Below are 16,805 nucleotides of genomic sequence, written 5' to 3' on the forward strand. Positions count from 1 at the left end.
CATGGATCGGTTGCGTCCCGAGACACGGTCCAGGGTGGGGATCGGGGTGGTGGGCCCGCACGACCTCGTCGAGCAGATCGTCATGGTGGCCGCCGACCTGCCCGCCGCCGCCGACTGGCGGCTGGTGGGCGCCCCGCACGCAGGGGAGCACGAGACGTACGAGAAGTTCTCCCGGATCGCCGACAGCATCGACGTCGTCCTGTTCACCGGCCCGCTCCAGCACGACCTCGCCAGGCAGGCGGGCGAGTTGCCCGTTCCCGCCACGCACATCCCGATGAGCGGGGCCGCCCTCTACGCCAGCCTGCTGCGCGGGGTGCTCACCCACGGCGTCGACCCGGCCAGGGTGAGCATCGACTCGCTGCCCGCCGCCGACGTGGACGAGGCCTACGACGAGATCGGGGTCGACACCGCGGGCGTCCACCTGTCGGAGTACGACGAGCCGGAGTCCGTCCGCGGTTTCGTCGGCTTCCACGAGCAGCTCTACCGGCAGGGCGCCACCACCGCGGCGCTGACCACGATAAGGAGCGTCGCCAAGGCACTGAACACCGCCGGCGTGCCCGCCCTGCGGATGATGCCGACCACGCACACCCTGCGCCTGGCCCTCAACACCGCCGCCCTGCTCGGCACCGGCAGCAGGCTGGAGGAGGCGCAGATCGCCATCGTCGTGGTCGAGCTCGCCACCTCCGCCCGGCCCAGCTATTCGGGGCCCGGTAACTACTGGCAGCAGGAGCTCAAGCTCAAACTGCACCAGGCGCTGCTGGCCGACGCCCGGCTCATGGGGGCGACCGTGACCCCGCGGGACGAGAACAGCTACGTCGTCACCGCCACCCTCGGCGCGCTCGGCCAGGCCACCGACGGGCTGCGGGCGGCGCCGTTCATGGATCGTATCCGCTCCGAGGCCGGCGTCGAGGTCGAGGTCGGCATCGGCCTGGGCAGCACCGCCAGGGACGCCGACGCCAACGCCGTGGCGGCGGTCGAGAAGGCGCGCAACGCGGGCGCTGCGGCCGCCTACCTGGTGGGCGTCGAAGGCGCCGTGCTGTCCCTGCCGGTACGCCGGCGCAGGCGGGCCGGAGTCGAGCCCGCCGTCACCACCAAGGCGGCCCAACTGCTGGAACGCCTGATCCAAGGGCTCGACGACGGGCCGGACGCGATGGTGGTGGACGCCGAGATCGTCGCCGACGTGCTGTCCATCGCGCCACGCAGCGCCCGCCGGGTGTTGCAGAGCCTCGCGGAGGAGGGACTGGCCTGGCCCGTGCCCCCCGTCAAGGGCGCCCAGGCGGGGCGGCCGCGCCAGCCGTACCGGCTGGTGCGGGCCTGACCTCCCGGGCTTCAGGCGTCTCCCAGCCGGACCCGGCCGCCGTACGCGGCCAGCAGTCTCTCGTTGTGCGCGTCGCCGCCCGGGGTGTTGGCGGACCTGTAGACGGGGGGTTCCTGGCCGGCGGCCAGGAACCTGCCGGTCACCTCGGCCACCAGGAGCTGGGCGATCAGAATGCCGGTCAGGTTCGACACCGGGCAGACGGCGCCGCCGCCGGGCAACGGCACGGCCGCGTCCCCGTACGGCGCCCCGTTGTCGATGACCACGTCGGCCAGCCCGTCCAGCCGCGCCCGCCCGCCGCTCGCGACCCCGTCGGAGGCGCGGCCGGCGGCTCGCTCGCGGGCGGCGGCCTCGGCCGTGTGGGCCCGCGAGGTGATCGCGATCACCGGATGCCCGCGCTCGCCCGCCAGCCGGGCCATCTCGACGATCGCGGCGTTGCCGCCGGAGTTGGAGATGATCACGAAGACGTCGGCCGGCGCGATGCCGGCCAGTTCCCAGATGCGCGATGCCAACCCCGGCCGCCGCTCGGTCTTCGGGTCGAGGAGGTCCTGGAGCGAGGCGTCGCCGTAGTAGGCGAGGTCGCGGATGCCCAGCTGGTTCGCCGGGACCAGCCCACCGGCCCGCCCCACCAGCTCCAGCGCGACCGCCCTGGAATGCCCCGTGCCGTACGCCTGCACCACCCCGCCGGCGCGCAACCCGTCGTAGAGGAGGCGGCCGGCCCGTTCGATCGCCGCCCGCTCCGCGCCGAGCACCCGCTCCACGGCAGCCCTGGCGACGTCCGCGTACGTGCTCTGGTCGATCACATGTCCTCCAGTAGTTGTCGCGCGGCCCCGGCCAGCGCCTCGGCGCTGCCCGGGGCCACCTGGCTCACCAGCACTTCGTACTCGGCCCGCCCGTACGCCTCCGCGGTCGGCAGGTAGCCGGGATAGCCGTTGACATAACCCAGCACCATGACCGGCCCCGCCGAGGTGATGCTGCCTGCCACGGCGAGGAACGGCTCACCGGGCAGGCCCGCCACGGACAGCTCCCCGATGCGGGCGGCGTGCACGTGCACGCCGATCGGGTCCGTGCGGGCGGAGCGCGCCCGGACGCCCTCCATCCTGCTGCGGGCCATCCGGACGGCGATCGGGTCGCCGCTCTCCTCCGCCGCCCGCAGACCGCGGGCCAGCTCCGCCGCATCCGCGGACCCGGCCACCGTGCCGGGTCCGGCTGGGTCGAGCAGCAGCCGCCGCGCCGCCAACGCGATCCGGGAGCCCGCCGACCAGGCCCGGCCGGGAGGTTCCCGCAGCAGCTCCACACAGCGGTCGGCGACCATCCCGGCGAGGCGGTCCAGCTCGGCCGCGTCCTGACCGCGCCGGGTGTGGCGGGTGCTGATGTCCCCCGCCGCGCCGGTGGCGACCACCGCCCACACGCCCGGGCCGAGCCTGGCCCGCAGCGCCCGCCGCACGGCCCCGGCCAGATCGGCGCTGACCAGCCGGCCAGCGGCCGGCAACACCGTGGGATGAACGGGCAGCACCGCCAGCACCCCTGCGATCCGCCCGTCGTCATCCCCCCTTTCGCGAACGGCGATCACGGTGAGCGGGACCACCGCCGGGGCGGACGGCCGGCTGCGGTCGGCGCCGACGCCGTGGAGTTCGCCGTGCCGTGCCTCCCCGTCGCACGGGCGCTCGTCGTCGATCGCGCGTCGTACGGCCGTGCCCACCGCCTCGCTGAGCCGGTCGAGCCACGGGCCGGGAGTGGGGCCTCCACCGGGCACACAGCCGGTCTCCGGCCCCGAGTGCGTGTGGGTGGCCGCCAGCCACAGCTCACAGCCGAGCGACCGGTCCGACGACTGGGACTCCGACCTGACCCGGTGGGCCAGGTCCTCGTTCACGCAGATGACGTCGGCGGTCGCGAGCGCGAAGCGGCGCTCGCCGTCGAACCAGGTGACGGCCTCCACCGACAACGGGTCCAGCAGCCCGGTCGAGGGGCCGGGACGGTCGAGGTAGCCGCCCATCGGCGTGCCGTCAGGAACGGGCAGGTCCGCGCTGCCGTGGCCCACTCTCATCGCCGTACCGTCCTGATCATCGTCTCGTAGGGTCCCGGTTCCGCCGCGGCGGCCAGCCGGGCCGCGCCCGCGAGGCCGTCGCCGTCCGGCGGACGCGGGCGGGCCCGGGGGAAGAGGCGGGTCAGCTCCGCCTCGAACGCGGCCCGCAGCGCCGGCTCGCGCAACAGCCGGCCGGTCCACGCCACGGGCACCTCCGCGGTGCCGGGCAAGGCGCGGGCGGCCGCCGCCACCGTGGCCGCCAGCTCCTGTGCGGCCTCCCCGACGATGGCGCGGGCCGCGTCGCCGGTCCGGTCTTCGCGAGCCACCTCGAAAACGTGCAGGGCAAATCCTGCCACCTGCGCCACCCCGTCCGGGGCGAGGTAGAGCCTGGCGGGCAGTTCGGACAGGTCGCCGAAGACCTCATGGGCGCGCCGGGTGAGCGGGCCGTCCGGGGCGCGGCCGTCGAAGCCCCGGGCGGCCGCCTCCAGCCCGCGCCGCCCGATCCAGTAGCCGCCGCCCGCGTCGCCGTACAGGAATCCCCATCCGTCCACCTGGCGGACGACGGGCGGCCGGGACCCGGCGCCGGCACTCACACCCAGGGCGATCGCGCCCGTGCCCGCGGCCAGCACCACGCCCGGCCCGCCCGAGAACGCACCCGCGTGCGAGGTGACCACGTCTGTGGTGACCAGCACCCGCCGAGCCGTCGGGAGCAGCCGGGCGGCCAGCCCTTCCGGGTCGTCGAGGATGGTGGTCAGGCCGAGGCAGACGGTGTCGAGCTCACCCCAGCCGTCGCCGATCCGTGACCACACCGCCTCCACCGGCGAGCCCTCGGCGTAGGACAGGCCAGGCCTCTCGTGCACCTCCAGGATTCGGCCACCGCTCGCCAGGCCCAGGCGCACGCCCGTCTGGCCGCCGTCGATCACCAGGTCCATACGCTCTCCATCACGAGCCGGGCCGGAGGCCGGCCCTGCGGTATTCGGTCGGGGAACAGCCGACGTGCCGCCGGAACGCACCGCGCAGTGCCTTCGCGCTCGGGTAACCGGTTCGGGCCGCGACGACGTCGACGGGCAGCGGCGAGGTCGTCAGCAGCCGGCGCGCGTGCTGCAACCTCAGGCCGGTCAGGTGGCGCAGGAAGGTGGTGCGGCGCTCCTCGGCGAACAGGTGCGAGATGTAGAACGGGCTCGCGTTCACCGCCTCAGCCACCGTCGCGAGGCGCAGCCCCGGGTCGGTGTAGTGCTCGGCCAGGTACGCCTCGGCCAGCGCGAGCACGTCCCGGCGCGGAGGCGGCGGGATGAGCCGGCCGAGCGTCTCACGCAGCCAGATGTACAGATAGGAGCGCTCGTGGATGTCGCCGACCGAGACGATGTCCTCGATCGGCAGCCGGGCGCACGCCTCCACCCAGTCGGTCGAGCCGTCGGTCAGCCTGGACCGGTTGGCCACGTCCACCACGAACAACAACTGCCCGATGAGCCAGTTGCGCAGGGTCCGGGGGTCCACGTCCCGTTCGCGGGCGCATCGGTCCACCCAGCTCGCGAGCAGTCCCGCCGTACCGTTGTGGTCGCCGGCGCGTACCCGCCTGGAGAGCTCCTGCTCGATGCGGACGGGAGGAGCGAACCGCACATGTGCCGGTGACGACGGGGCGATCACCCGGTCGCCGCCGAGCACGAGTTTGTAGTCGTTGGCCAGCCTGGCGTCCTGCTCGGCAGTCCCACCGCCCGCCAGGCTCGGCGGCCCGAGGCTGACGGTGGCGGTCCACGCCGTCTCGCGTGCCATGCACGCGCGCACTTCCTCCGCCAGCGCCGCCGCGTCGCTCATGAGGGCCTCGGGATCGGCTCCGGTCAGCAGCACGAGCCACTCCTCCGGCGGCTGCGGCCGGCAGGTGGCCCCGGGGCGGCCGCGGATCGCGGCCCGCACCACCTGGTCGGCGTGCTGGAGCTGCCGCCGCGCCCAAGACCTCCCCCGGGCCTGCTCGGAGGCCACGTAGTCGTCGATGTCCACCAGGGCGGCCACAGCGTAGTCCATCCCTCTACTTTAGGCGGACCGGAATTTGACCGTATTTACCAGCGTGCCGACCCCCGTCACCGTCGCCCGCATGGTGTCGCCGTCCTTGAGCGGGGCGATTCCGGCCACGGTTCCGGTCGCGATCACGTCTCCGGGCATCAGGGTCATCCCGTCGGACAGGTCCTCGATCAGCCGGGGGAGGCCGAAGACCATCTGCTTGGTGTTCGCCCGCTGCCTGACCTCGCCGTCGACCTCCAGGACCAACTCCAGCGCCTGCGGATCCGGTACCTCGTCCACCGTCGCCAGGAACGGGCCGACCGGGGCGAAGGTGTCGAAACCCTTCGACTGGTCCCATGGAGCGTTCCTGGCGATGTTGGCGAGCTGCAGGTCGCGGGCCGTCATGTCATTGATCACCGTGTAGCCGGCCACGGCCTCCCGCCACCGCTCCGCGGGCAGGTCCCTGGTGACCCGGCCGATGACGACCGCCAGCTCCACCTCGTGCTCCAGATGGCGGGTACGCGCGGGTGCCAGGACCGGCCGTCGGTGGCCGGTGAGCGCGGACGGCGGCTTGAAGAACAACACCGGCTCGGGCGGTACCTCCATGCCGCTCTCCTCCGCGTGGGCCCGGTAGTTCAGGGCCAGACAACAGATCTTCGTGCAGGTTGCCACCGGCGGCTCGAAGAGCACCGCGCTCTGATCCAGCGAAGGTCCTGACGAACGCTCGCCCACCAGCTCGGTGAGCCGGTCGAGCCCGTACACGCGCAGCGCGGCCACCGGGTCGTCGCCGAGGTCCGCCAGGCTGAGCAGGCCGCCGTCAGAATGCAGGGCCACCAGTTCGACAGGGCCGGAGGGGGTTCGCCGAATACGTCCAAGGAACATGGCCGCAACCCCATCAAGGGCGCGCGACCACCACAAGCACCGAAAATTGCGCTGACGACCCGCTTCTTGCCCTCTTTCTTGTGGCTCGGCGGCATCGCGCCGTTTGATGGTCGGCATGACCCGGACACTGGACGTCAGCCGCGACCTGTACACCACCGCCCAGCGCTACCTCGCCGGCGGCGTTTCCAGCGACGCCCGCCGCATGGCCGGCGTTCCGCTCTACGTGGACCGGACGGCGGGTGCGCGGCTCTGGGACGTTGACGGCAACGCCTACCTCGACTACGTGCTCGGGCAGGGACCGGCGCTGCTCGGTCACTGCCCGCCCGCGGTGGTCGAGGCCGTCACCGCGCAGGTGTCGCGGGGCATCGTCTACTCCGCCCAGCACGCCGCGGAGGTCCGGGTCGCCGAACGGCTCTGCGCCATGGTGCCCTCGGCCGAGCGCGTCAGGTTCAACACCGTGGGCTCGGAGGCCGTGCACGCCGCCTGGCGGCTGGCGCGCGGCTTCACCGGACGGCCCAAGATCCTCAAGTTCGAGGGGCACTACCACGGCTGGCTGGACCCGGTCCTCTACAGCGTGCATCCGCCGCTGGAGGCCGCCGGCCCCGCCGACCGCCCGGCCGCGGTTCCCGGTACGGCGGGCCAACCGGAGGCCGCCGGCCTGGTGATCTGTCCGTGGAACGACATCGACGCCCTGTCACGGCTGATGGACGAGCACGCGGGGCAGATCGCGGCCGTGGTCACCGAGCCGGTGCTGTGCAACACCGGCGCCATCGAGCCGGACCCCGGCTACCTTCAGGCCGTGCGCGAGCTCTGCGACCGCCACGGCAGCCTGCTCGTCTTCGACGAGATCATCACCGGCTTCCGGCTCGCTCCGGGCGGCGCCCAGGAGTACCTGGGAGTCTCCCCGGACCTGTCCGTGTTCGGCAAGGCGATGGCGGGCGGGATGCAGGTGTCGGCGCTGGCCGGACGTGCCTTCGTCATGGATGCCATCTCCTCCGGCAAGGTCGCGCACGCGGGCACGTTCAACTCCCAGCCCATCGGCATCGCCGCCGCCGAGGCGACCCTGCGCATCCTCGACGAGCAGCGGGACCAGGTGTACGGCACCCTGTACGCGCGCGGCCGGGAGCTGATGCGCGGCCTGTCGGAGGCGGCGGCCAAGGCGGGGGTGCCGATGCTGGTCGACGGGCCGGGACCGGTCTTCCAGACCTACTTCACCGAGGCGCCCGCCGTGCGCGACTACCGCGACTTCGCGGCGACGGACCGGGCCATGATGGGCCGCCTGCACGCCGCGCTGCTCGATCGCGGGGTCAACATGGTGCCACGCGGCCTGTGGTTCCTGTCCACCGCGCACACCGAGGAGGACGTCGCCGCCACCGTCGAAGCGTTCTCGGCGGCGCTGAACTCCCTCTGACCATAGGTTCAGCAGCCCACTCTCTGGCTGGGGCGCCGCCGTGTTCCCGGGTGGACACGGTGAGCTCCGGCTTGGCAAGCGACGCTGGACCTACCCCGAACACGGGCCGGGACGGCCACCGATTCGACCTGCTATCCGAGCCCTGGTGCCGCGCCTGGCTGCCGAGAACCCGGACTGGGGATATCGGCGTATCGCCGGGCAGATCGTCGGCCTGGGCGACTAGGTCCGCGTTGTGGCCGCTCAACTGGTCGCAGCCACCGCCCTGATCATGCCGCAAAACGCCAGCTCACAGAGCGAAACCGTATTCGCGAGCGGGACACCCTTCAGGTCTTCAGATATGTCGAGAACCGGCGAGTCACAGCCCATGGATAGGGTTTTCGGCACCTACAGGCCGAATCCCTGACACCGACAGGCATCCAGGCGATACGAAGGCCGCGACCGCCTCGCGGCGTGGGATCAGCCCTCGGTGACGTGTCCGGACGTGACGTGGAGACGGCGGGTGGTGTGGACCGCCTCCAGCATGCGCCTGTCGTGGGTGACCAGCAGTAGGGTCCCCTGGTACGCGGCGAGAGCCGACTCCAATTGTTCGATGGCGGGCAGGTCGAGATGGTTGGTGGGCTCGTCGAGGACGAGCAGGTTGACCCCACGGGCCTGCAGGAGGGCGAGCGCCGCCCGGGTGCGTTCGCCAGGGGACAGGGTGGCCGCCGGGCGCAACACGTGGCCGGCCCGCAGGCCGAACTTGGCCAGCAGGGTGCGTACGTCGGCCGGGGGCAGGTCGATGAGCGCGCCGAACGCCTCGAGCAGCGGCTCGTCCCCCTCGAACAGGGCACGTGCCTGGTCGACCTCGCCGACGACCACGCCGGGGCCGAGCGCGGCGGCGCCCTCGTCGAGGGGAAACCGGCCGAGCAGCGCACCGAGCAAGGTGGTCTTGCCGGAGCCGTTAGCGCCGGTGATCGCGATTCGTTCCGCCCAGTCGATCTGCAGGTCGACCGGTCCGAGGGAGAACCCGCCGCGCCGTAGGACCGCGCCGCGCAACGTCCCCACCACGGCCCCGGAACGAGGCGCGGCAGCGATCTCCATCTGCAGCTCCCATTCCTTGCGTGGCTCCTCGACGACATCCAGCCGCTCGATCAGTTTCTCGGTCTGCCGGGCTTTGGCGGCTTGCTTCTCGGTCGTCTCGGTACGGAAGTTGCGGCCGGTCTTGTCGTTGTCGGTGGCCTTGCGCCGGGCGTTCTTGACGCCCTTCTCCATCCAAGCGCGCTGGGTTCGGGCGCGGGCCTCCAGCGACATCCTGGTCCTGGCGTAGCTCTCGTACTGCTCGCGGGAGTGCCGACGGGCGACCTCGCGTTCGTTCAGGTAGGCGTCGTAGCCACCGCCGTAGGCGTGGACCTGCTGCTGGGCGAAATTGAGTTCCAGGACCCGGTTCACGCTGCGGGTGAGGAACTCGCGGTCGTGACTGACCACGACGGTCCCAGCGCGCAAGGTGGTCACGAAGCGCTCCAGCCGCTCCAGGCCGTCCAGGTCGAGGTCGTTGGTGGGTTCGTCGAGCAGGAACAGGTCGTAGCGGCTGAGCAGCAGCGACGCCAGGCCCGCCCGCGCGGCCTGGCCGCCGGACAGTGACGTCATCTCCTGGTTCAGGTCGACCGCGAGCCCGAGGCCGGCGGTCACCTCCCCGGCCCGTTCTTCCAGGTCCGCGCCACCGAGGGCGAGCCAGCGGTCCAACGCCTCGGAGTACGCGTCGCCGGGGTCTCCGCTCACCAGGGCCTCGGTGGCCGCGTCGAGGGCGCGCTGCGCGGCGGCCACGCCGGTCCGGCGGGCGAGGAACGCGGCGACCGTCTCACCGGGCCGCCGTTCGGGTTCCTGGGGCAGATGGCCGACGTTGGCGGTGGGCGGGCTGAGCCGTACCGAGCCCTGCTGGGGGGCATCGAGGCCGGCCAGCAGGCGCAGCAGCGTCGACTTGCCCGCGCCGTTCGCCCCGACCAGCCCGACCACGTCCCCGGGCGCAACGACCAGATCGAGATCCGCGAACAGCACCTGGTCGCCGTGGCCGGCGGCGAGTTCTTTGGCAACAAGAGTGGCGGTCATCAGAACCCCAAGACTATCGGCCGCCAGGATGGCGCCGGGGTGGCCACGGCGACCGGCCCCCGTGCTAGTGGCGCGGTGGTCGGGTGGCCCGTCCATGATGGGGAGTGTGAAAAGCGAGCGACGAGCCCGCGAGTGTCGGCCGGAGCCTGTCCGGTGCCAGAAACTGGTGATGAGGGTCTGACCTGGTCTTCCGGGCTTGCCTCTCGCGCTGTTTCAACTTCTGTATCTGCTGGTGGTCAGGGTGTTCGGCTGGCCGATGCTGCTCACACGGGCAGCGCCTTCAAAGAGGTGGAGATCTTGGTAGTGAGCGTGGGGGCGCTGAAAATTGCGCCCTCGCTCTGACCGGGCACTTCAATCGCTGCCTGATCGATTGCTCAAACCGACCCAGCCGCTCGCTCATACTCCGCAGCTCAGCCTTCCGTCGCGACCTGTCCGATCATGGAAGCTTGTACGGCGGCCAGCACGGCGGCGGCGAAGGGCAGGGAGTGATGCGTGGCTCCCCAGCCGATGCCGAACACCACGGAGGCGGGATCGTTGTTGGGGTTGGACAGGGCCTGCTGCCCAAGGATGCGCAGCCGCAACGACCCGCGAGCGTCCTCCAGTGCATGCCAATCGACGCCCTCGATCTCGGTGATCGGGTAACGCCGGTCACCGGCCGTGAACTTGACCGGGGAAGCTCCGGACGAGAACCAGGTGAAGGTGACAGCCTGCCCGTCGAAGGCGGCCTCACCGTCCCATGCCTTGAAACTACGCGGCACCGAAGGACCGGCGATCAGGAACCGCTCAGCCGGACCGCGCTCGGACAGGGCCGCGCGCATCTCGTCGGCATACTGGTCGGCCAGCGTCTTCGTGGCGGCGGGCAGCACCAGCCGGTACGGATCGAGCGACTCCTGAAGCTGCCCCGTTGCTGCGGACATGACCGGATCGGCCCCCTCCCGGGGAACCACCCGCAACACCACCCTGCCGCGTGCACCGGGCTCCACCATGACATCGGCCAGCGCGTCGTACGGCACGAACCGCTCACCGAGCTCCATGCTCAGTTTCGACGCTTTACCCGGCTCAGGCGTGATGCGCAGCCCTCTGTCCTCGAACTCCCACGCGGAACCTCGCCCCTTCAGTACTTCACCCATGCACGCAAGGATAGGTGCCCGAACACCGGCGGCTGCGCAGACGGCGGCCGCCGCGACGAGCCGGCTGAGCCTGCGCCCGTCGCTGGCCGCTGCGTTCGGCGACGACGATATGGCGACTTCTGCTAGCGCACTCTGGAGGAGCAGGAAACGGTCGACCTGTCCAGATCGCGCTTCTGATCCGAAAATCGGAGAGTAGATGGGAACGCGGCAGCGAACCCCGATGGGTGCCGCTGGGACAGGGTTTGTGATCAGGCCAGTTGGTCAGGCGATGGGTTCCAAGATGACTCGGTAGCCGAGGGCTTCGAGCTGGCGGATGTGGGTGCATTTCTTGCGTTCGGGGCCGGTGCGGGTGTCGTAAGAGTCGGCGCCCAGGTCGATGAAGCAGGTCTCGGGTCGGACAACAGGTGCCAGACGATGGTGAGGATGGAGCGGCCGACGGCGACGATGGCTCTCTTCTTGCCGCGGCGGCGGGCGATGCGGCGGTAGCGTTCGCCGAGGAAGGTGTTGATCTTGCCGGCTGAGACTGCGGCTTCGCCCAGGACGCGGGCCAGGTAGGGGTTGCCGTAGCCGGTGGCGCTGCGGCCTTTCTTTCGGCCGGCCGATTCCTTCGTCGTGGGGGCGAAGCGTGCCCAGGAGGCCAGGTGGCCGGCGGTCGGGAAGCGGGACATGTCCAGCCCGATCTCGGACAGGATGATCGAGGCGGCGATGTGGCCGATGCCGGGGATGTCATTCAGTCGCTCTACCGCCGGGGTGAAAGGGGCGATGAGCTCCTCGATCTTGGCGTCGACCTCGGCGATATCCCGGTTGAGCTGATCGACGCGGGCCAGCTGAGGGGCCTCGAAGATTCCGGACAGCCGTCTTATGGTCGTAGAGCCTATGCGGCTGCTTGTTGTGAGAGGGACTCGTTGAGGACTTCCAGGGGTGGCCGGTAGCCGAGGGCTGAGTGCAGGCGCCGGTGGTTGTAGAAGCCTTCGATGTAGCGGATGACCTGCCGTCGTGCTTTGGCTCGGGTGGTGAAGACGAAGCGGTGCAGCCATTCGTTCTTGATCGCGCTGAAGAACGATTCGGCCATCGCGTTGTCCCAGCAGACCCCGGTGCGGCCGACCGAGCGACGGATGCCCTGGCCGGTCAGGAAGCGGCCGAACTCGTCACTGGTGTAGTTCGAGCCGCGGTCGCTGTGGAACACGGCGCCGCTCTGGAGCAGGCCGGTGCCGGCGGCCATCCGGATCGCGTCGGTGACCAGCTCGGTGCGGTAGTGGTCGGCCATCGCCCAGCCCAGCACCGCCTTGCTGTGGCAGTCGATCACCGTGGCCAGATACAGGAAGCCCTCCCAGGTGCGGACGTAGGTGACGTCACCGACCAGCTTGACGCCCGGACGCTCAGCCGTGAAGTCACGGCCGACCAGATCGGGGATGCCGCGGTAGTCACCCTGGATGGTGGTGGCCGGCCGGAACGCCCGCACCTGCGCCGGAACCAGGCCCTGCTCGCGCATCAGAGTGCGCACCAGTTCGGCCGAGCAGTGCTCACCGCGGCGGGCCAGGGCGGCGTGCACCCGCCGGTAGCCGTAGGTCTCGTGCGAGCCGGCGAAGATCTCGGCAACCAGCGTACTGAGCAGCGTGCGGCGTTGCGCGGTGGCCGAGGCGGGCCGCTCGCGCCATTCGTAGTAGCCCGAGCGGGACACGCCCAGCCAGGCGCACATCCGCGCGATCTTGTGGCTGGCCTTCTCCGCGTCGATGAGCTCGTACTTGGCGAGCGTCATCGAGTTTCGGCCGCGAAGAAGGCGGCTGCTTTTTTCAGGAAGATCAACTTCTCGCGCAGCTCGGCGTTCTCCCGCTCCAACTCCCGGATCCTGGCCCGCTCCGGCCCAGAGACCGGCGGCTGCTCGTCCTGCGCGCTCACGATCCGATGCCGGTTCACCCAGCTGCCCAGGGTGCTGGCGTTGATGTCGAACTCACGCGCCACCGACGCGACCGTCCGCTCACCCTCCAGCACCATGCGGACGGCTTCTTCCTTGAACTCCGGCGAGAACTGCCTGCGACGCCTTGCCACGTACCCACCTCTTCCAGACTTCTGTCAGCTTATGTAGCCGACTGTCCGGAATCTGTTGGGCACCTCAAGCATTTTGGCCAGTAGGAACGCGTGGTGGTCGGTGAAGCGGCCGGTGAATGCCTCTTCTAACGCGCTGATCTTGGCGTCGCGTTCATCCGCGGCATCCGGATACCCGTGAGCACCGTCTTGATGCCGGCCTCGGCGAGGACCTCGTCCATGAGGGCAGGGAACTTCCCATCCCGATCGCGGAGCAGATAGTGCGCCCGACAACCCGCATCGTTTAGATCCATCACCAGATTCCTGATTGCTTGGATGACCCAGCTGGCGCTCGGGTGTGCGGTGGTGCCGAGCACGCGGATGCGCCTGGTGGTGTGCTCGATGACGGCCAGGATGTACGGGCGTTGCCCGTTGAGGGTGATGGCCTCGATGAAGTCGCAGGCCAGCAGGGCGTCGGCTTGCGAGCGCAGGAAGTCGGCCCATGTGGTGGAGGCCCGCTCGGGGGTCGGATCGAGACCTTCCTGCTTGAGGATCTCCCACACCGTGGACGGCGCGACCTTGATGCCGAGTGTGGCGAGCTCACCATGTACCCTCCGATAGCCCAACTGGGATTCTCCCGAACCAGTCGCAGAATGAAAGTGCGGATGGAGCGGACCGTGGGTGGGCGCCCACGTCGCTTCGGCCGGCAGGTACGGGCATGACGACGTCTCATCAGATCGCGGTGCCAGCGCAGGACGGTGTCCGGCTGGACGAGAAGCCGCAGCCGGTGTAGAACCTCGCGGGGCAGCGAGGCCAGGAGCGCGCCGAGAAAGGCCCGGTCCTCAGGTGCGAATCTCACTCTGGTGTCGGCGCCGATCTGGCGTTCAAGGACGGTGATCTGGTGACGCAGGACGAGAATCTCCACGTCCTTGTCGCGATCGCTCATAGGCAGCAATCGCAGCGCAGCGAAGGTGTTGGTGATGGTGAGGTAGGCCAGGCGGAGGAGCACGGCCGATCATCATGCCGTACTTGGTTCCATCTTCTGGGCCGCCGGAGCTCGCGCCGCCACGCGAAGCCTTCGCAGCGTCGTGACCTGCGTGGATGGAATTATCGGCAGGCGCACTGTCGGTGGAGGTCCATTTACGTGCCACGAAGGGCTTGTGCGGTCAGGAACTGCCGCCAGGTCGGCCCGGCCCGGCGGGGCGCCGGATCGATGCCGGCGGCGTGGAGGATCTCCCACACCGTGGAGGCCGCGATCGGGTAGCCCAGCCGGGCCAACCCGCCTCTATGCCCCCGCCCGGGTTCTCCTGCGCCATCTGCCCGATCAGGTGGTGGGCGGCGTTACTCAGGGCGAAAAAGGCTCAGTAGCCGGCGGTTAGCGACTTGGTAGGTCGCGCGTGAATCATGGTGGCGAAGATATAGCGTCCCGGTCGCCGTGGCGCCGATCGCAGGGACGCGAGAGGTCAACCCTCTCCAAGGGACCTATTGTCGCCCGTTCGAGGGTGTGTGAAGGATGGGCGAGAGCGGAGGACTCAGAGAATGGTTGTGCACCCCCCCGCGCGAAACAGTGACGAAGCCGGGAGCGTGGTTCCGAACGATGAGGTGTGCGGCGTCCCAATCCAGACGATAGCGTCAGCGGATTCGCCACGGTTGGACGGAATCAACGAGCAACACGTCACTCTGTTGACCGAGTGTCTTCACGAATTGCCGCCCATATTGATTCACCGTCAGACGATGCGCGTCATCGACGGCATGCACCGCCTCTACGCCGCCATTCGCGCCGGCCACGATACGGTCGCAGCCAGGTTTTTCGACGGCAGCGAAGAGGAAGCCTTCGCTCGCGCGGTCGAAATCAACGTCCAACACGGTCTTCATCTGCCGCTCGCGGATCGGAAGGCGGCGGCCCAGAGGGTCCTCGCGGCGTTTCCCGGCCTGTCGGACAGGGCCATTGCCGTGAAGACCGGCCTGTCGGACAAGACCGTCGCGGTGATCCGGCGCGGGCGGGCCGATGCACAACGCAGTGAGCATGAGAGCCGAGTCGGGCAAGACGGTCACAGCTATCCGACAGACAGTGCTGAGCGTCGAGAGCGGGTGGCGCAACTCATCGCGAGATGGCCTGATGCATCCCTTCGCACTATCGCCGCCGCTGCCGGCGTGTCCCCGGGAACTGTCAGCAAGGTGAAGAAGCGCTTGAGCGCTGAAGCCACGCTGGCTCGGGCCCCCCGATCGGGCTTCCGGAGCATCGGGTCCTCCGCCTCGACGTTCTTGGCCACGAAGCCGCCGTCGAACTGCTCGCCCACCATATCGGTGCCCATCGCGCCGCGCTCGAGCACGGCTCCGTCAGGACACTGGCCGAGCAGTGCGGCGGGCTGCCTCTCGCGCTGCGCATCGCGGGCGCGCGGCTCGCAGTTCGCCCGCGGTGGACCGTTCAGACCCTGGTGGATCTGCTCAGCGACTCCCGCATCATGCTGGACGTACTCAGCCACGGCGATCTTGAAGTACGAGCCAGCCTCGATGTCAGCTATCGAGGGCTGTCGCGCAAGGCGCGAACGCTGTTCCGGCGGATCGGGCTGCTCGGCAGCCCGCAGATCGCGCACTGGTTAGGCGAGGCGCTCCTCGGCGACGACGCAGCCCAAGGCGCGTTCGATGAGCTGGTCGACGCTTCGCTGCTGGTCCGCAGGGGTCAGAAATACGTGATGCACGATCTTGTGCGCGCGTACGCGGGCGAAAGCGACACCCACAGCGACAGCGACAGCGATGAGCAGCACCGGGCCGCGATCGAGCGCGCCTGCAGGCGCTTCCTCTCCCTGGCCGACCGCGCGCATCAGCGTTACTACGGCGGGCATTTCACGCTGCTCCGCGGCAAGGACATGGGTGAGGCCCGAGACGATGGCCTGGCCGACGCGCTGATTGGAGATGATCCTCTCGGGTGGTTGGACGAGGAGCGCACTACGTTCCTGGTGACCGTACGGCAGGCCGCGGTGCATGATCTCGACGAGCTGTGCTGGAACATCGCGATGACCGCCATCACCTTGTTCGAGATCCGGGCGTACTACGACGAGTGGCGCACCGTTGCCGAGATCGCACTCAAGTCCTGCCGGAGCTCCGCCAACACGCGCGGAGAGGCGGCAATGTTGTACTCGCTGAGCACACTGGCCGTCTTCCAGCAGCGGTACACCGAGGCGCAACCCCTGCTGGTCCAGGCGATCGACATCTTCGAGAAGATCGATGAGGTGCACGGCATGGCTCTGGCCTTGCGGAATCTGGCGCTCTCGGAGAGAGTCAAGGGTGAGGTCGACGTGGCGCTCGACAGGTACAGGCAGGCACTGCCGCTGCTGGAAGCAGTGGGAGACCGGGCGGCCGAGGGCCACGTCCTGGTGAGCATCGCAGCCATCCATCTCGAAGAGGGCCGCCTGGGAGAGGCGGAGCCGCCACTCGACCGTGCACTGGAGATCTTCCGGCACGAGGGAGTCCAACGCGGCGAGGCTCAAGCTCTGAACCGCATCGCCGAGCTCTCTTTGCTGCGAGGTGACGCACGGCGCGCACTGGAGGCGTTCGAAGGGGCTTTGGCCATCGTACGCAGCGTCCACGACCGGATCGGTGAGACCTATGTCCTGCACGGGACAGGTGAGGCGCAGGCCGCCCTCGGCCAGGTCGAACAGTCTGAACGCGCTCTGTCGCGTGCTCTGGAGATGGCACAGGAACTGGGCGAACGTCACATTGAGGGGCGGACGAGGCTGTCGCTTGGCCTGCTGCTCAGCCGTCAGGGGAATCCCGGCGGGGTGACGCACCTGGAGAAGGCGCACGCGATGTTCAGCGACATGGGGGCAGAACGCTGGCGGGCGAAAGCGGAGGAGGCTCTCGCCCGGTCACGCTGAGCGAGGGGCGCGGTGACGACTTCGGAACGATGGCGGGAACGGCGTTCACGCCGAA

General features: G+C 69.9%; 16 protein-coding genes. 3 read left to right on the plus strand and 13 right to left on the minus strand.

The genetic code is table 11. The features are described from left to right. The first annotated feature begins 1 nt into the window (after position 1). On the plus strand, positions 2-1,318 hold the full coding sequence (locus tag OIE67_RS03310; protein WP_326636512.1) for a GTP cyclohydrolase IIa: 1,317 nt from the start codon (positions 2-4) through the stop codon (positions 1,316-1,318). 11 nt (positions 1,319-1,329) lie between these two features. Here OIE67_RS03310 and OIE67_RS03315 read toward each other — a convergent pair whose 3' ends face one another. From OIE67_RS03315 to OIE67_RS03335, 5 genes are all read right to left on the minus strand, one after another. Further along, a complete protein-coding gene (locus OIE67_RS03315; RefSeq protein WP_326636514.1) occupies positions 1,330-2,118 on the minus strand; it encodes an SIS domain-containing protein in 789 nt (262 codons plus the stop codon). Further along, a complete protein-coding gene (locus OIE67_RS03320) occupies positions 2,115-3,362 on the minus strand; it encodes a hypothetical protein (RefSeq protein WP_326636516.1) in 1,248 nt (415 codons plus the stop codon). Before OIE67_RS03320 ends, OIE67_RS03315 begins: the two co-directional genes overlap by 4 nt. Continuing rightward, positions 3,359-4,273: an N-acetylglucosamine kinase gene (locus OIE67_RS03325; RefSeq protein ID WP_326636517.1), complete on the minus strand. Its 915-nt coding sequence runs from the start codon at positions 4,271-4,273 to the stop codon at positions 3,359-3,361. Before OIE67_RS03325 ends, OIE67_RS03320 begins: the two co-directional genes overlap by 4 nt. Positions 4,274-4,283: 10 nt before the next feature. Further along, on the minus strand, positions 4,284-4,865 hold the full coding sequence (locus tag OIE67_RS55325) for a helix-turn-helix domain-containing protein (RefSeq protein ID WP_393277123.1): 582 nt from the start codon (positions 4,863-4,865) through the stop codon (positions 4,284-4,286). Between the two features lie 507 nt (positions 4,866-5,372). Then, positions 5,373-6,173 carry a fumarylacetoacetate hydrolase family protein gene (locus tag OIE67_RS03335; RefSeq protein ID WP_326636521.1) on the minus strand — a complete coding sequence of 267 codons (801 nt, stop codon included), beginning with the start codon at positions 6,171-6,173 and terminating at the stop codon, positions 5,373-5,375. A 163-nt stretch (positions 6,174-6,336) separates the two neighbouring features. Between OIE67_RS03335 and OIE67_RS03340 the strand changes: the two genes are divergently transcribed. Continuing rightward, complete coding sequence (locus tag OIE67_RS03340) at positions 6,337-7,632, plus strand: aspartate aminotransferase family protein (protein WP_326636522.1); 1,296 nt, start codon at positions 6,337-6,339, stop codon at positions 7,630-7,632. Positions 7,633-8,088: 456 nt separating this feature from the next. Here the strand turns inward: OIE67_RS03340 and OIE67_RS03345 are convergent, their stop codons facing one another. From OIE67_RS03345 to OIE67_RS03380, 8 genes are all read right to left on the minus strand, one after another. Beyond that, the gene (locus OIE67_RS03345) at positions 8,089-9,717 is read right to left on the minus strand and encodes an ABC-F family ATP-binding cassette domain-containing protein (RefSeq protein WP_326636524.1); all 1,629 of its coding nucleotides are present in this window, start codon (positions 9,715-9,717) and stop codon (positions 8,089-8,091) included. A 410-nt stretch (positions 9,718-10,127) separates the two neighbouring features. After that, a complete protein-coding gene (locus OIE67_RS03350; protein WP_326636526.1) occupies positions 10,128-10,847 on the minus strand; it encodes a DUF4429 domain-containing protein in 720 nt (239 codons plus the stop codon). Positions 10,848-11,095: 248 nt separating this feature from the next. Continuing rightward, entirely contained in the window at positions 11,096-11,725 is a 630-nt protein-coding gene (locus tag OIE67_RS03355) for a transposase (protein ID WP_326645198.1), read from the minus strand. Beyond that, positions 11,722-12,896 (minus strand): IS3 family transposase gene (locus tag OIE67_RS03360; RefSeq protein WP_326631470.1). Its coding sequence is split into 2 segments (ribosomal slippage): positions 11,722-12,633 and positions 12,636-12,896, totalling 1,173 coding nucleotides; the frame shifts between segments, so codons are not numbered across the junction. The genes OIE67_RS03355 and OIE67_RS03360 overlap by 4 nt, the downstream gene beginning before the upstream one ends. 125 nt (positions 12,897-13,021) lie before the next feature. Further along, on the minus strand, positions 13,022-13,498 hold the full coding sequence (locus tag OIE67_RS03365) for a hypothetical protein (protein ID WP_326636528.1): 477 nt from the start codon (positions 13,496-13,498) through the stop codon (positions 13,022-13,024). A gap of 514 nt (positions 13,499-14,012) precedes the next feature. Next, on the minus strand, positions 14,013-14,150 hold the full coding sequence (locus tag OIE67_RS03370) for a hypothetical protein (RefSeq protein ID WP_326636530.1): 138 nt from the start codon (positions 14,148-14,150) through the stop codon (positions 14,013-14,015). A 354-nt stretch (positions 14,151-14,504) separates the two neighbouring features. Then, a complete protein-coding gene (locus tag OIE67_RS55735) occupies positions 14,505-14,900 on the minus strand; it encodes a hypothetical protein (RefSeq protein WP_326636532.1) in 396 nt (131 codons plus the stop codon). Positions 14,901-14,929: 29 nt separating this feature from the next. Beyond that, the gene (locus OIE67_RS03380; RefSeq protein WP_326636534.1) at positions 14,930-15,205 is read right to left on the minus strand and encodes a hypothetical protein; all 276 of its coding nucleotides are present in this window, start codon (positions 15,203-15,205) and stop codon (positions 14,930-14,932) included. 105 nt (positions 15,206-15,310) lie between these two features. Between OIE67_RS03380 and OIE67_RS03385 the strand changes: the two genes are divergently transcribed. Beyond that, positions 15,311-16,750 carry a tetratricopeptide repeat protein gene (locus OIE67_RS03385; RefSeq protein ID WP_326636536.1) on the plus strand — a complete coding sequence of 480 codons (1,440 nt, stop codon included), beginning with the start codon at positions 15,311-15,313 and terminating at the stop codon, positions 16,748-16,750. Positions 16,751-16,805: the final 55 nt, after the last annotated feature.

The sequence above is a fragment of the Nonomuraea fuscirosea genome, assembly GCF_035917475.1.
Classification (GTDB): Bacteria; Actinomycetota; Actinomycetes; order Streptosporangiales; family Streptosporangiaceae; genus Nonomuraea; species Nonomuraea fuscirosea.

Coding starts and splice junctions, on each gene's coding strand:
- OIE67_RS03310 (WP_326636512.1), top strand. CDS start 2: ATGGATCGGTTGCGTCCCGAGACACGGTCCAGGGTGGGGATCGGGGTG.
- OIE67_RS03320 (WP_326636516.1), bottom strand. CDS start 3,362: ATGAGAGTGGGCCACGGCAGCGCGGACCTGCCCGTTCCTGACGGCACG.
- OIE67_RS03325 (WP_326636517.1), bottom strand. CDS start 4,273: ATGGACCTGGTGATCGACGGCGGCCAGACGGGCGTGCGCCTGGGCCTG.
- OIE67_RS03340 (WP_326636522.1), top strand. CDS start 6,337: ATGACCCGGACACTGGACGTCAGCCGCGACCTGTACACCACCGCCCAG.
- OIE67_RS03345 (WP_326636524.1), bottom strand. CDS start 9,717: ATGACCGCCACTCTTGTTGCCAAAGAACTCGCCGCCGGCCACGGCGAC.
- OIE67_RS03350 (WP_326636526.1), bottom strand. CDS start 10,847: ATGGGTGAAGTACTGAAGGGGCGAGGTTCCGCGTGGGAGTTCGAGGAC.
- OIE67_RS55735 (WP_326636532.1), bottom strand. CDS start 14,900: ATGCTCACTGCGTTGTGCATCGGCCCGCCCGCGCCGGATCACCGCGAC.